We start from the raw sequence: 14,865 nt of genomic DNA on the forward strand, positions 1-14,865 counted from the left end.
GTGTAGAGCCATGTGGGGGACCCGTGGGTGAAGCGGTCATCGGGCCCGGCGCGGTGCTGTCGGCCGGCAGGTGCCGGGCCCGGTGCCACGGAAGACCGGCCAGGGAAGACTGGTGCCACGGAAGACCGGTGCCACGGAAGAAGCGGACCCGCGCGGTCTCGCGCGGGTCCGCTGTTCTTTGTCACTGCTCCTGCTGTTCCTCCGGCCGTGCGATCGGCGGGCGGCCCCTCTTCGGGATCGGGCGGGTCGTGGACGGCAGCCGGCCCGCGTCCGACAGCGCTCTGCGCAGCAGGAACTCGATCTGCGCGTTCGCGCTGCGCAGTTCGTCGGACGCCCACCGGGCCAGGGCCTCGTACACCGCCGGGTCCAGCCGCAGCAGCACCTGCTTCCGCTCGGGCGGGGGCGTCACTGGTAGAGCGTGCCCGTGTTGAGGACCGGCTGCACCGACCGGTCGCCGCACAGCACCACCATCAGGTTCGACACCATGGCGGCCTTGCGCTCCTGGTCCAGCTCCACGATCTCCTGCTCGGTCAGCCGGGCCAGGGCCGCCTCCACCATGCCGACCGCGCCGTCCACGATCTGCCGCCGTGCGGCGACCACCGCACCCGCCTGCTGGCGCTGGAGCATCGCGGATGCGATCTCGGGCGCGTAGGCGAGATGGGTGAAGCGGGACTCGATGATGTGCACACCCGCCGCGTCCACCCGGGCGCGCAGTTCCACCGCCAGCTTCTCGGTGATCTCCTCCGCGTTGCCGCGCAGCGACAGGTCCTCCTCGTCGTGCGCGTCGTAGGGGTACTCGATTGCGATGTGCCGCACGGCCGCCTCCGTCTGGGTGGAGACGAACTCCAGGAAGTCGTCGACCTCGAACATGGCCTGGGCGGTGTCCTCGACCTTCCAGACCACCACGGCCGCCAGCTCGATGGGGTTGCCGTAGGCGTCGTTGACCTTCAGGACCGCGGTCTCGTGGTTCCGCACGCGCGTCGAGATCTTGCTCCGCGAGGTGAGCGGGTTGACCCAGCGCAGTCCGTCGGTGCGGATCGTGCCGCGGTAGCGCCCGAAGAGCTGGACGACCCGCGCCTCGCCCGGCGCCACCATGTTGAGCCCGCACATCGCGAAGAACGCCGCGATCGCCACGATGACGCCGATCGTGATGAGGGCCACCTTCAGACCGGTCGAGCCGGACGCGGAGCCGGCGACCACGAGCACGACCCCGGCCGCGAGCCCGAGCAGGCCGAGGAGCAGGGCGAGACCGCCGCCGATGCTGTGAGCAGGGACTTCCCGGACCTGTGGGGCCGGCATCTCGGGTACGTCGTCGGGTGTCGTCGATCCGGCAGCAGACATGTGCGCTCCCCGTTTCCCGGGCCGGGCAGCCCTGTTGGGCGCAGCCCGACCGGCTAGCAAAGTGATAACACTTTAACGCCTGCCGCAACCCTCCGCACCCCTCGTGAGTCGGTTCCATGAGACGGGGTGCTGATTGTCACGTCCGGAAAAGACCGGATCGGTAGCCGTTTGTCTGGGTGACCGGTGTTAGCTTTCTGAGCTGCTTCCGGTCCGGAGCCCGGAAGGCACCACCCACCACCAGCACCAGGGCGACGACGGACAGAGACCGAAGAGCGGAGCGGACGAGCGATGGGTCGAGCGGAAGCGCGACAGGCCCGGCAGCGCGGAGCGCGCCGGGCGAACAGAGCCGGGCGGACGGGCATACGGCGCTTCTTCACCTGGAGGAAGCTGCTGGGCACCTTCCTCGGCTTCTGCCTGCTCGTCCTGGGTGCGTTCTTCATCATCTATCTGCTCGTCCCCGTGCCCTCGGCCAACGCCCAGGCCGAGATGCAGAGCAACGTCTACAAGTACAGCGACGGCAAGGTCATCACCCGCACGGGCAAGATCAACCGCGAGATCGTGCCGCTGGAGCAGATCCCGAAGAACGTCCAGTACACCTTCGTCGCCGCGGAGAACAAGACGTTCTTCAAGGACTCCGGCATCGACTTCAAGGGCACCACCCGCGGTGTGCTCAACACCCTCCGGGGCAAGGGCAAGCAGGGTGGCTCGACCATCACGCAGCAGTACGTCAAGAACTACTACCTGAGCCAGGAACAGACGGTCACGCGCAAGCTCAAGGAGCTGGTGATCTCCCTCAAGGTGGACCAGAAGCAGGACAAGCACGAGATCCTCGCCGGGTACATCAACACCAGCTACTACGGCCGCAACGCCTACGGCATCCAGGCCGCCGCCCAGGCCTACTACGGTGTCGACGCCTCGAAGCTGACCGTCAGCCAGGGCGCGTACCTCGCCGCCCTGCTCCAGGCCCCCAACCAGTACGACTGGGCGATCGCGTCGGAGACCGGCAAGAAGCTGGTCACCCAGCGCTGGAACTACGTGCTGGACAACATGGTCGAGGAGGGCTGGCTTCAGAGCTCGGTCCGCCAGGGCCTGACGTTCCCCGTGCCCAAGCCCCCCAAGGCCGCTCCCGGCCTGGAGGTGGGCCAGACCGGATACCTCGTCGACGCCGCCGAGGCCGAGATGGAGCGCATGGGCATCTCCGAGGAGGAGATCAAGGCCGGCGGCTGGACGATCACGCTCAACATCGACCGCAAGCGCCAGCAGGCCCTGGAGAAGGCGGTCGCCAAGCAGCTGGAGGCCAAGCTCGACCGCAAGGGCGACAAGGCCGACGCCACCGTCCAGGCGGGGGCCACCTCCGTCGACCCGAAGACCGGCAAGGTCCTCGCGCTCTACGGCGGCGTCGGTGCCACCGAGCACTGGCTCTCCAACGCCACGCGCCGCGACTACCAGCCGGCGTCCACCTTCAAGCCCGTCGTTCTCGCCTCGGCCCTGGAGAACGGTTCCGAGACCCAGGACGGCCGCACGATCGGCCTCCAGACCCGGTACGACGGCACCAGCAAGCGCCCGGTCGAGGGCAGCGACGTCGCCTTCGCGCCGGAGAACGAAGACGACAAGGACTACGGCCAGGTCAGCGTCCAGCGCGCCACCAACAGCTCGATCAACTCCGTCTTCGCGCAGATGATCGTCGACGTCGGCCCGCCGAAGGTGAAGAAGACCGCGCTCGACCTCGGGATGACGGACGGCGACGGCTGGCCCGAGCAGCCGGCGATGTCGCTCGGCACGATGGGCGCCTCCACCTGGGACATGGCCGCGGTCTACGCGAGCCTCGACGCCCACGGCAAGAAGATCACGCCGACGATCGTGAAGTCGGCCGAGCGCGAGGGCCGCGAGGCCGAGCGCAAGGTCGAGCCGGTCGGCGCCCAGGTCATCAGCCGGGAGGCCGCGGACACCGTCACCGCCGCCATGACGGGCGTCGTCCGCAGCGGTTCGGGTGTGAACGCGGCCGGCGACTACCAGGCCGCCGGCAAGACCGGCACCTCGGAGAACAACCGCTCGGCGTGGTTCGTGGGCTACACCCCCGAGATCGTCACCGCCGTCGGCCTGTTCGGCGAGCAGTCCGACGGCACCGGCCAGGTCACCCTGACCAACACCGTCAACGAGGGCCGCGCCAACGGCGGTGGCGTCCCGGCCAAGATCTGGAAGGCGTACACGACCGGCGCGCTCGGCGGCGGTTCGGACGCGCAGTTCGATCTCGACGTCGACGAGTCGGCGACGGCCGAACCCACCCCCACACCGACGCCCACGCCGACCCCCTCGCCCTCGGAGTCCGAGACGGACAAGCCCGACGACACGCCGACCCCGACCCCGACGGAGTCGGAGACCGAGCCGCCGACGGGTGACCCGACGCCGACGCCGACCAAGTCGCCGTCCGGTCCGCCGAGTTTCACCCCGCCGCCCGACCCGGGTGACGGTGATCCGGGCCACCCGGACGAGCCGGGCCTCAACCTCAGGTCCTGACGGCAGCACAGTGCCCGCGGACCCGGATGCCGGGTACCGCGGGCACGGTCGTGCGGGGGACGGCGCCGAAGGCGGTCAGCCGCCGTTCACCTGGTTGGCGATGCGGTCGCCGAGATTCTTGTCGATGTTGCGCCAGTACTGCAGCGCCCGCTGCTGGACCGGCTTGGTGACACCGCCGAGCAGATGGCCGCTGACGTTCGACGCCAGCCGCTCACGGGCCGCGTCGTCGAGCACCTCACGGACCATCGTGCCCGCCTGGCCGAAGTCGTCGTCCTCCCGGTGCGGCTTGTACGCCTCGCGCACCATCTCGCCCGCGGTGGCCCAGCCGGCGGGGTCGCCGAAGCGCTGGTAGTCGGCGGCGGGACCGCCGTACGAGTTCGGCGCGTACGGCATGGCCGCGTTCGACGGCACATACCGCATCGGGCCGTCCTTGGCGTAGGAGTTCACGCCGGAGTGCGGACGGTTGGGCGGCAGTTGCGCGTAGTTCGGGCCGATCCGGTACCGGTGCGTGTCCGGGTAGGAGAACAGCCGGCCGAGCAGCATCTTGTCCGGCGACGGGCCGATGCCCGGCACCATGTTGGACGGCTCGAAGGCAGCCTGCTCGATGTGGATGAAGTAGTCGTCGGGGTTCTTGTTCAGCGTCATCCGTCCGACGTCGATCAGGGGGTAGTCGCCGTGCGGCCACACCTTGGTCAGGTCGAAGGGGTTGAAGCGGTAGTCGGGCGCGTCGTCGAAGGGCATGACCTGCACCTTCAGGGTCCACGAGGGCGCGTCGCCCGCCTTGATCGACTCGTACAGATCGCGCCGGTGCTTGTCAGCGTCCGACCCGGCCAGCTCGTCGGCCTCGGCCTGGGTCAGATAGTCGATGCCCTGGTCGGTCTTGAAGTGGTACTTCACCCAGAACCGCTCGCCACCGGCGTTGATCCACATGAAGGTGTGCGAACCGTAGCCGTTCATGTGCCGGTAGGTCTTGGGCACGCCCCGGTCGCCCATCAGCCAGGTCACCTGGTGCGCCGACTCGGGGGAGAGGGTCCAGAAGTCCCACTGCATGTCGTTGTTGCGCAGCCCGGTGACCGGGTGGCGCTTCTGGGATCGGATGAAGTCCTGGAACTTGATCGTGTCCCGGACGAAGAAGACCGGCGTGTTGTTTCCGACCAGGTCGTAGTTGCCGTGCTCGGTGTAGAACTTCAGCGCGAACCCGCGGGGGTCGCGCCAGGTGTCGGGCGAGCCCTGTTCACCGGCGACGGTCGAGAAGCGGGCCAGCATCTCGGTGCGCTTGCCCGGCTGGAACATGTCCGCCCGGGTGAACTGACTGACGTCGTTGGTCACTTCGAAGAAGCCGTACGCCCCCGATCCCTTGGCGTGGACCACTCGCTCCGGCACCCGTTCACGGTTGAACTGGGCCATTTTCTCGATGAGGTAGTGGTCCTGGAGCAGGATCGGGCCGTCGGCCCCGACGGTGAGCGAGTGCTCGTCGCTCTCCACGGGGATGCCGACGTTGTTGGTCGTGTACGGAGTCGCGGGGGATGACTCGGTCACGAGCGTCCTCCCATTCATTGAGGAATGTGGTCGCTTCGGCCGTGTGCCCCACTTAACTCCGCAGATGCGATGTCGGCAACATTTGGACAGGGTCCAGATTTGGCCTACGTACGAGTGGGCAGCTCGAACCAGACGACCTTGCCGGTCGACAGCCGGGTCGCTCCCCACCGCCTGGCCAGCCGGTTCACCAGGAACAGCCCTCGTCCGCCCTCGTCCGTGTCCCGCGCCCGGCGCTGCCGCGGCAGCTGCGGGGAGTCGTCCCCGACCTCGCAGCGCAGGACGTCCGTCCGCAGCAGCCGCAGGGTCACCGGCCGCTCCGCGTACCGCACGGCATTGGTCACGACCTCGCTGACCAGCAGCTCCACCGAGTCGCTCAGCTCCTCCAGACCCCAGCGGGCCAGGGCCCGGCGGGCGAGACGGCGGGCCCGGCTCGGTGCCGCGTCCTCCGGCTCCAGGAACCAGTAGGCGACGTCACTCGGCGCGATCCCGTCGAAACGGGCCGCGAGCAGCGCGATGTCGTCGTCCCGGTCGCCCGGGCCGAGCATGTCCAGCACGTCGTCGCAGAGCGCCTCCAGCGGCGGCGAGTGGTCCGGTCCGGTCAGCTGGGCGGTGGCGGCCAGCCGCTCCCGCAACTGCTCGATCCCCGTCCACACGTCCCGCAGCCGGGACTCGACCAGGCCGTCCGTGTACAGCAGCAGCGTCGCTCCGGCCGGGGCGTCCAGCTCCACGGCCTCGAAGTCGACCCCGCCGACGCCGATCGGCGCCCCCGGAGGTACGCGCAGCACCTCGGCCCGCCCGCCCAGATGCAGCAGGATGGGCGGCGGGTGGCCCGCGTTCGCGATGGTGATGCGGTGCGAGACCGGGTCGTACACCGCGTACATGCAGGTCGCCATGCGGTCGGTGCCGAGCCGCTGGGCCTGCTCGTCGAGATGGTGCAGCACTTCCTGCGGCGGCAGATCGAGGCCCGCCAGCGTCTGTGCCGTGGTGCGCAGCTGTCCCATGATCGCGGCCGATGTCATGGAGTGCCCCATGACGTCACCCACGACGAGCGCCACCCGGCTGCCCGGCAGCGGGATCGCGTCGTACCAGTCACCGCCGACGCGGGCCGTCTCGGCCGCCGGCAGGTAGCGCGAGGCGAGCCGGACACCGGTCGGCTGGGGCAGCGAGTCGGGCAGCATCGTGCGCTGGAGCTCGTCGGCGATGTACGCCTCGCGCCCGTACAGCACGGCCTTGTCGATGCCGAGCGCTGTGTGCGTCGCCAGCTGCGCGGCGACGAGCAGGTCGTTCGGCTCGAAGGCGGGCCGGTCCGGCCGGCGCAGGAAGACGGCAGCACCGATCACCCGCCGCCGCCCGCGGAGCGGGGCGAGTATCGCCCGATGGCCGTTCGGCACGGTCCGGTCCGCGCCGAGCAGCTCGGGCAGGGCGGCCCTCGCCGCCGCGGAGTCGCCGAACACGGGCCGCACACCGCGCAGCACCTCGGACAGCGCCCCGCCCGAACGGACCTCGCACAGCTCGGCGGCCGGTGTGAGGTCGTTGTGCGGGTCGATCACGGGGATGGGCCCCGAGCTGCCCAGATCGGCGTCCTCTTCTGCTAAACGCAGCCGGTCCGTACGGCGCAGCCGCAACACGAACGGCGAGACGGGACGCTCGTCACCGACCGGCAGCGGGTCCCGCAGATAGACCAGGATCGCGTCCGAGAACGTCGGCACGGTCGCCCGGCAGAGCCCGAGGACGATCTCGTCGAGGTCGATGCCCCGTGCGATCCGCCGGGTCGCTGCTCCCACGAAACGCAGCCGGTCGCCCTCGCGCCGGGCCGTGCCCGCCAGATCCTGCGGCGGGCCGCCGGGCGAGGGAACGGCCGACGGACCGGTCGCCTCCGCCCGCGGCCGGGTGCGTTCCTGCGACCGGGCAGCCAAGGGCTGCCGGCCTTCGTGGGAGGTGGGCTGCTCCGTCACGCGTGGGCTTCCGTCCGTCCGGGCCGGTGGTGCGATGCATTCGCCTCTTGAGGCGGTATACCCGCTCTGCGGGTGGGGTCGACAGGGTGGCAGGCATCCGGCACAGCTCCACCCCCTGGTGATGTTTCCGAGATGACTTACGGTCAGGTCAGGTGCTGCGCTCAACAGTTGCGGTAACGGCGCAGCCTTGCGGACGACGATCCTACGTTTGCCCCCAGGGGGCGCATCAAGAGTCTCACGAGGTCGTATGCGCCGGAGCGTGTTCCTGGACGGGAGTCAGTCACATCGCACCTGCGACCTCCGCCCTGTTCAGGACGTCAGCTGCACGGCCGCACGGGCCCAGTCCGCGGGCAGCTCCGGCACCCGCCAGGCGGGATCGGGGCGCCAGTGCTCCCAGCCGTCGGAGAACGGCGCTCCCCAGGCCCGGACGGTCCGCAGGGCCTCCTCACCCGCGAGGCGCACCCGCTCGGCCTTCTCCGGGCCGATCAGGCCCACGCGCTGCGCCTGGTCGAACTCGTCCTCGTCGTGCCAGCGCCAACTACGGTCGGGATCGACCGAGATGTCCAGGAAGTGATCCTCCGAGTCGATGCCGCCCGACCAGCGGGTGCGGGGTTCCTCGAGGTTCACGTACCAGTTCTTGAACTGCCAGCCCGGCTCCCAGAACAGCCAGACCGACCACGGTTCGCCCGGTCTGGCCAGTTTCAGCACCCCGGTACCGAACCAGTGGCCGCGGGTGACCGTGCGGGGAGCCGTGTAGCGGGTGGCGAGCGGCTCCTCGTGGACGGGAGTGCCGTTCGCGAGCACCGGCTTCACGCACTCCGTCCCCGGCGCGAGCCACACCGCGAGCACCTCGTCGGTGTCCTGCACGACGGTCACCGGGCGGCAGATGTGGACGCCCTGACCGGAGAGATCCGGGGCATGGCCGCGATAGCGCCAGAGGATGTGGTCCCCGGGCGTCCAGCGTTCGATGCGTTCCGAGCCTTTCATGAGGAGATCTTAGGAGTACCGCCCGCTCGACGCCGCGACGCGGGTGGCGGGCGTGTGGCGCCTCGGCGTCACGGCCGGGTCATCCGCAGCACGTCAAGGGCCTCGTCGAGCTGCTCCAGGGTCAGCGCTCCACGCTCCACATAGCCGGATTCGAGCACGACCTCACGGATCGTCTTCCGTTCCGCGAGCGACTTCTTGGCGACCTTCGCCGCCTCCTCGTAGCCGATGTACTTGTTGAGCGGAGTGACCACGGAGGGCGAGGACTCGGCGTACTCGCGGGCGCGCTCGACATGCGCGGTGACGCCGTCGACCGTGCGGTCCGCGAGCAGCCGGGCGGCGTTGCCGAGCAGCCGGACCGACTCCAGCAGGTTCTTGGCGATCACCGGGAGCATCACGTTCAGCTCGAAGTTCCCCGCGGCGCCGGCCACGGCGACCGTGGTGTCGTTGCCGGTGACCTGGGCGGCCACCATCAGGACGGCTTCCGGGATCACCGGGTTGACCTTGCCCGGCATGATCGAGGAGCCGGGCTGGAGATCGGGCAGGCTGATCTCGGCGAGACCCGTGCGCGGTCCGCTCGCCATCCAGCGCAGATCGTTGCAGATCTTGGTGAGCGAGACGGCGATGGTGCGCAGCTGCCCGGAGGTCTCCACCAGGCCGTCGCGCGCTCCCTGCGCCTCGAAGTGGTCGCGGGCCTCGGTCAGCGGCAGTCCGGTGGAACGGGCCACCTCGGCGATGACGGCGGCCGGGAAGCCGGGCGGGGTGTTGATGCCGGTGCCCACCGCCGTACCGCCGAGGGGGAGTTCGGCGAGCCGGGGCAGGGAGGACAGCAGCCGCTCCACGCCGTACCGGATCTGCGCGGCGTAGCCCCCGAACTCCTGGCCGAGGGTCACGGGGGTGGCGTCCATCAGGTGCGTACGCCCGGACTTGACCACGTCCGCGAACTCGGCCGCCTTGCGCTCCAGCGCCTCCGCCAGGTGCTCCAGGGCCGGGATCAGGTCCCGGGTCACGGCGGCGGTGGCGGCGATGTGGATGGAGGAGGGGAAGACGTCGTTGGACGACTGCGAGGCGTTCACATGGTCGTTGGGGTGCACCGGGCGCCCGAGGCGCTCGGTGGCGAGGGTGGCGAGGACCTCGTTGGTGTTCATGTTGGACGAGGTCCCGGAGCCGGTCTGGAAGACGTCGACGGGGAAGTGCTCGTCCCAGCGGCCTTCCGCCACCTCGGCCGCGGCCTCCGCGATGGCCTGCGCCATGTCCTTGTCCAGGACGCCGAGTTCGGCGTTCACCCGCGCGGCGGCCGCCTTGATCCGGGCCAGGGCCTCGATGTGCGACCGTTCGAGCCGCTGCCCCGACACGGGGAAGTTCTCCACCGCGCGCTGGGTCTGGGCCCGCCACTTGGCGTGTGCGGGCACCCGCACCTCGCCCATGGAGTCGTGCTCGATGCGGTACTCGCTCGCGTCGGACATCGGTGTCCTACCTCCTGGTGCTCTGCCATCCGGGTCCCGAACCCCCGAAAAAGTTGAGCACTTGTCTTGTTCTGCCTATTCCCCATTGCGCTACCTGCCAGTAAATACCCGGAGCAACCACATACCGGGGAGGCGCAATGCTGCATCTGTTCGGGGGAAGATCCCCCTGCCCGCGCAGCACCACGCACAGACTCCGTCGTACCGTCGCGGTCACCGCCGCGCTCGCGGCCGGGCTCGGCGGACTGGCGGTCACCGCACCGGCGGCCACCGCGGACCAGACCCGCACCACCGCATCCGTACCCCTTCCGCCCGGGCTGGAGGCCATTCGGGCGGCAGAGGCCGTCAAGCTGTACGGCACCCCCGCGGAGCGCCCGTTCGACGAGCGCAGGACCGGCCTGATATCGCTGGGCGACAGCGAGATCTCCGGGGAGGGCGTCGGCACCTACGAGCCGGGCACCAACGGCCCCGACAACTGGTGTCATCGCTCGCCCGAGGCCGCCATCCACCGCACGGGCATCGCCGCGGACGTCACGTACAACGTCGCCTGCTCCGGAGCGGGCACCGGAAACATCCGGATCGGCGGCTCGAAGCAACACGCCGACGAACTGGTCCAGAGCGACAATCTGGCCGTCAAGGCGCGCAACACCCGTATCAAGATGGTCCTGTTGGTCGCCGGGGCCAACGACGACCTGCAGTTCGGCCCGGTGATGACCGACTGCGTGATCCGCTTCGTCACCTTCCAGGGGCCCTGCGAGCCGAAGTACGCGCCCGGCTGGCAGGCGCGGGTCGACGGTCTCGTGCCCAAGGTCGAGCAGACCGTGCGCGACCTGCGCACCGTGATGCGCGACGCCGGGTACGCCGACGGCGACTACCAGCTGGTCGTCATGGGCTACCCGAGCCCGATCGGCCCGGACTTCCGCGACAACCCGCAGTTCCCGGGCAAGCTGCTGTGCGGCGGAATGGGCTACGACTCCGACACCGTGTGGGGCCGCAACACCGCGGTCCCGGCCTTCGAGCGCGGGATGCGCCAGGTGGCGCGCTCCACCGGAGCCGTCTATCTCGACAACTCCCGGCTCTTCCACGGCCACGAGGTCTGTATGCAGGAGCCCTGGGCACGGGGCCTCTACATCGACCTCAGCCTGCCCTTCCCGCCGGACTCCAACTCCGTGCGCCAGTCCTTCCATCCCAACGCGCGCGGCCATGCGGCCTTCGCCTCCTGCCTGACCCAGCTCTACACCTCGGGTCTGCGTGAGGCGAGTTGCGCACCGGCGGCATCGGGGCAGAACCCGGCCCTGTTCGCGGGGGCCTGGGACGACGCCTTCAAGCCCCTGAAGAACGAGGGCACCGGGTCCTGCGCGGACGTCTCGGGCGCGGTCACCCGCAACGGCTCCGGAGTCGTCGGCTGGGACTGCCACGGCGGCCGCAACCAGGGCTGGTGGTTCGACGGGGCACGCGGCTCGCTGCTCACGGAGCTGACGCAGGACCGCTGCGTGGACGTGCCGCGAGGGCAGTACACACCGGGAGCGGCCCTGGTCCTGTGGGACTGCTCGGGCGCGGCGAACCAGCGCTTCGTCCGGACCGCGGGCACGTTGCGTCCCGCCGAGGCGCACGGGCTGTGTGTGACGCACGCGGCCGCGCGGGAGCCGCTGCGGCTCCAGCCGTGCTCGGGCGCCGCGACACAGCGCTTCAGCTGATCGCGGGCCCGATCTGAGAGATCGGAGCAACTCCCGTTCCCCGCGCCGTCCTTCGGGCGGCGCGGGGAACGGGGAGCGAGCCGTTCACAGGCCGGGGCCACGCACCGGGATGGAGGTGAACGTCGGCGCGGGAGCCGGCTCCGTGAAGAAGTCGTTGCCCTTGTCGTCGACCACGATGAAGGCGGGGAAGTCCTCCACCTCGATCTTCCACACGGCTTCCATGCCGAGCTCCTCGTACTCGACGACCTCGACCTTCTTGATGCAGTCCTGCGCGAGCCGCGCGGCCGGTCCGCCGATGGAGCCCAGGTAGAAACCGCCGTGCGTGCCGCACGCGTCCGTCACCTGCTTCGAGCGGTTGCCCTTGGCGAGCATGACCTTGGAGCCGCCCGCCGCCTGGAACTGCTCGACGTAGCTGTCCATCCGGCCGGCCGTCGTCGGGCCGAAGGAGCCGGAGGCATAACCCTCGGGGGTCTTCGCCGGGCCGGCGTAGTACACCGGGTGGTCCTTGAGGTACTGCGGCATGTCCTCGCCCGCGTCCAGCCGCTCCTTGATCTTGGCGTGCGCGATGTCGCGCGCCACGACCAGTGGGCCGGTCAGCGAGAGCCTGGTCTTGACCGGGTACTTGGTCAGCTCGGCGAGGACGTCGTCCATCGGCCGGTTGAGGTCGATCTCCACGACGTCACCCGCCTCGGCGGACTCGCCGAGGTGTTCATCCGTCGTGTCGGGGAGGAAGCGCGCCGGGTCCTTCTCCAGCTGCTCCAGGAACACGCCCTCCGCGGTGATCTTCGCGGTGGCCTGGCGGTCCGCCGAGCAGGAGACGGCGATGGCGACGGGCAGCGAGGCACCGTGGCGGGGGAGCCGGACGACCCGGACGTCGTGGCAGAAGTACTTGCCGCCGAACTGCGCGCCGATGCCGATCTTCTGCGTGAGCTCGAAGACCTTCTCCTCCAGCTCCTTGTCACGGAAGCCGTGCCCCGTGGGGGAGCCTTCGGCGGGCAGCTCGTCGAGGTAGTGGGCGGAGGCGTACTTGGCGGTCTTCAGCGCGAACTCGGCGCTGGTGCCGCCGACGACGATGGCCAGGTGGTACGGCGGGCACGCGGCCGTGCCCAGCGAACGGATCTTCTCCTCCAGGAACTTCATCATGGAGGCCTCGTTCAGGACGGCCTTGGTCTCCTGGTAGAGGAACGACTTGTTGGCGGAGCCGCCGCCCTTGGCCATGAAGAGGAACTTGTACGCGCCGCCGTCGGTCGCGTACAGCTCGATCTGGGCCGGCAGGTTCGACCCCGTGTTCTTCTCCTCCCACATGGTGAGCGGAGCCATCTGCGAGTAGCGCAGGTTGAGCTTGGTGTACGCGTCGAAGATGCCGTGGGAGAGGGCTTCCTCGTCACCGCCCTCGGTGAGGACGTTCTGGCCGCGCTTGCCCATCACGATGGCCGTGCCGGTGTCCTGGCACATGGGCAGCACGCCGGCGGCGGCGATGTTGGCGTTCTTCAGCAGGTCGAGCGCGACGAACTTGTCGTTGGAGGATGCCTCCGGGTCGTCCACGATCCGGCGCAGCTGGGCGAGGTGGGCGGGCCGCAGGTAGTGCGAGATGTCGTGCATCGCCTCGGCGGCGAGCGTGCGCAGCGCCTCGGGCTCGACCTTGAGGAAGGTACGACCGTCGGCCTCGAAGGTGGAGACGCCCTCGGCGGTCACCAGCCGGTAGGGCGTGGTGTCCTCTCCCAGCGGGAGCAGATCGGAGTACGCGAACGCAGGGCTGGGTGGGCGGGAGACAGAGGGCATTACGGCCATTCCTCACTCGGCAGACAGCAGCGCCGCCTCCGTTGGCGGCGCGCTCCCAGCGTAGAACGGCCCTCGGGCCCTGAGCTTGTGAGGTAAGGCTCACCCGGCGCCCGGGCGCCTCGCGGCGCGGATCGCACGCACCCGACCTTCCCCCTGCGCCCTGCGGGCGCGGGGGGACCCCCACTCACCGATCCGGCCTGATCCGCACGACAGGCCCTAGTCGCGATCTATCGCGTTTCGCTAGGCTGGTTCCGTGGACCTCGAAAAGCAGCCCCAGAAGCCCGTCGTCCCCGCGGAGCCCGGCGCGGGGATCCGCGCGTCCGACGCCGACCGGGACCGGATCGCCGACATCCTCCGGGACGCCCTGGCGGAGGGCCGGCTGGACGCCGAGGAGCATGCCGAGCGGATCGACGCCGCCTATCGGGCCAAGACCGTCGGCGAACTCGAACCGCTGGTCCAGGACCTGCCCGCGACCCGCAGGAGCGGCGAGTCCGGTGCGTACGCCTACGGGCCGGAGGCGCCCGCCGGGCCGGCCGAGAACCTGATCGCCGTCTTCTCCAGCTCCGTGCGCAAGGGCCGCTGGCGCGTCGGCCGCCGCACCAACGCCTTCTCGCTCTTCGGGAGCATCGAGATCGACCTCACCGAGGCGCTGTTCGAACAGCGGCTCACGGTGATCAACGCGACGGCCATCTTCGGCAACGTCGAGGTGCGGGTACCCGAGAACATCTCGCTGCGCGGCAGCGGCACCGGTTTCTTCGGCAACTTCGAGGTGCTCACCCTGGAGTCGGCCGACCCCGAGGCGCCCGTGGTCGTCGTCAACGGGTACACGGTTTTCGGCAATGTCGAAGCCAAGCCGAAACGCGGCCGGAGGGTCTCCGACCTCCACGATCGCCTGCGGAAACACTTCCGCTGACGTCCGCCCTCATGGGCGGTTTTCGGCCACGCACGCCGCTGCGCCGTTCCGCGCCTCCTCAGCGCGGTACCACGCAGTGAATAGGAGTGCGTACAGCGGGTAGGGAGTGCTGCATCGTCTCTCGCTCGCGAAGCCGTCGTCAGGAGTAGACCGTGCTGCAGCTGCCCTACCAGTCCTTGCAGGTCACCGCCGTTCCGGCCCAGCGAGCACCCGCCAGGTCGGATCAGGACGGACCCTGGCACGCGGAGGCGGTGTGCCGTCGGGACGAGGCCGGGCTGTTCTTCGCCCCCTCGAAGGAACCGACCGCCGCACGGCTGTCGCGCGAGGAGGCCGCGAAGCGGGTCTGCGCCCGCTGTCCGGTGATGGTCGAGTGCCGGGAGCACGCACTGCTCCAGCCCGAGCCGTACGGCGTGTGGGGCGGCCTCACCGCGGCGGAGCGCCGGGTGGTGCTGGCCAGGCGCAGGCGGCGCGAGGTCGAGGTCAAGAAGTCGCAGTCCGCGGCCTGAGACGACGCGGACAGTCGAAGGACAGACGAAAAGGGGCGCCCCCGCACATGGGGCGCCCCTTTCGTCGCCGTTCTGTCGTACCGCCGCGGTGTGCCGCAGGCCCGGTTCGGGCGCCGCGGCGCATCCGCACCGCACCGCGGCTCACCGCGTCCGGCTCACCGGGCCCGG

At 70.0% G+C, this 14,865-nt stretch carries 11 protein-coding genes; 4 read left to right on the forward strand and 7 right to left on the reverse strand.

Annotation, left to right across the window (positions count from 1 at the left end; translation table 11 throughout):
• Positions 1-181: 181 nt before the first annotated feature.
• Both ACFWU3_RS16865 and ACFWU3_RS16870 read right to left on the reverse strand, forming a co-directional pair.
• A complete protein-coding gene (locus ACFWU3_RS16865; RefSeq protein ID WP_384437376.1) occupies positions 182-460 on the reverse strand; it encodes a hypothetical protein in 279 nt (92 codons plus the stop codon).
• A complete protein-coding gene (locus ACFWU3_RS16870) occupies positions 406-1,341 on the reverse strand; it encodes an SPFH domain-containing protein (RefSeq protein WP_384437379.1) in 936 nt (311 codons plus the stop codon). The genes ACFWU3_RS16865 and ACFWU3_RS16870 overlap by 55 nt, the downstream gene beginning before the upstream one ends.
• Before the next feature lie 288 nt (positions 1,342-1,629).
• On the opposite strand from ACFWU3_RS16870, the gene ACFWU3_RS16875 reads away from it, so the two are divergent.
• On the forward strand, positions 1,630-3,858 hold the full coding sequence (locus tag ACFWU3_RS16875) for a transglycosylase domain-containing protein (RefSeq protein ID WP_384437382.1): 2,229 nt from the start codon (positions 1,630-1,632) through the stop codon (positions 3,856-3,858).
• A 75-nt stretch (positions 3,859-3,933) separates the two neighbouring features.
• Here ACFWU3_RS16875 and ACFWU3_RS16880 read toward each other — a convergent pair whose 3' ends face one another.
• The 4 genes from ACFWU3_RS16880 to ACFWU3_RS16895 all read right to left on the reverse strand — a co-directional run bounded on the left by ACFWU3_RS16880 (position 3,934) and on the right by ACFWU3_RS16895 (position 9,802).
• The gene (locus ACFWU3_RS16880; protein WP_384437385.1) at positions 3,934-5,415 is read right to left on the reverse strand and encodes a catalase; all 1,482 of its coding nucleotides are present in this window, start codon (positions 5,413-5,415) and stop codon (positions 3,934-3,936) included.
• An 86-nt stretch (positions 5,416-5,501) separates the two neighbouring features.
• Positions 5,502-7,352, reverse strand: a complete 1,851-nt coding sequence (locus tag ACFWU3_RS16885) for a SpoIIE family protein phosphatase (protein WP_384437388.1) — start codon at positions 7,350-7,352, stop codon at positions 5,502-5,504.
• A 309-nt stretch (positions 7,353-7,661) separates the two neighbouring features.
• Positions 7,662-8,339, reverse strand: a complete 678-nt coding sequence (locus ACFWU3_RS16890) for a DUF402 domain-containing protein (RefSeq protein ID WP_384437391.1) — start codon at positions 8,337-8,339, stop codon at positions 7,662-7,664.
• A gap of 68 nt (positions 8,340-8,407) precedes the next feature.
• Positions 8,408-9,802, reverse strand: a complete 1,395-nt coding sequence (locus ACFWU3_RS16895) for a class II fumarate hydratase (protein WP_384437393.1) — start codon at positions 9,800-9,802, stop codon at positions 8,408-8,410.
• Positions 9,803-9,939: 137 nt separating this feature from the next.
• Between ACFWU3_RS16895 and ACFWU3_RS16900 the strand changes: the two genes are divergently transcribed.
• The gene (locus ACFWU3_RS16900; protein ID WP_384437396.1) at positions 9,940-11,496 is read left to right on the forward strand and encodes a ricin-type beta-trefoil lectin domain protein; all 1,557 of its coding nucleotides are present in this window, start codon (positions 9,940-9,942) and stop codon (positions 11,494-11,496) included.
• An 84-nt stretch (positions 11,497-11,580) separates the two neighbouring features.
• Here the strand turns inward: ACFWU3_RS16900 and ACFWU3_RS16905 are convergent, their stop codons facing one another.
• Positions 11,581-13,278, reverse strand: coding sequence for a fumarate hydratase (locus ACFWU3_RS16905; RefSeq protein WP_384437399.1), 1,698 nt, complete (start codon positions 13,276-13,278; stop codon positions 11,581-11,583).
• A 253-nt stretch (positions 13,279-13,531) separates the two neighbouring features.
• On the opposite strand from ACFWU3_RS16905, the gene ACFWU3_RS16910 reads away from it, so the two are divergent.
• Positions 13,532-14,191, forward strand: coding sequence for a DUF1707 domain-containing protein (locus tag ACFWU3_RS16910; protein ID WP_313944348.1), 660 nt, complete (start codon positions 13,532-13,534; stop codon positions 14,189-14,191).
• 152 nt (positions 14,192-14,343) lie between these two features.
• Positions 14,344-14,697 carry a WhiB family transcriptional regulator gene (locus ACFWU3_RS16915; protein WP_313944347.1) on the forward strand — a complete coding sequence of 118 codons (354 nt, stop codon included), beginning with the start codon at positions 14,344-14,346 and terminating at the stop codon, positions 14,695-14,697.
• Positions 14,698-14,865: the final 168 nt, after the last annotated feature.

Source organism: Streptomyces sp. NPDC058685 (assembly GCF_042714725.1).
Taxonomy (GTDB): Bacteria; Actinomycetota; Actinomycetes; order Streptomycetales; family Streptomycetaceae; genus Streptomyces.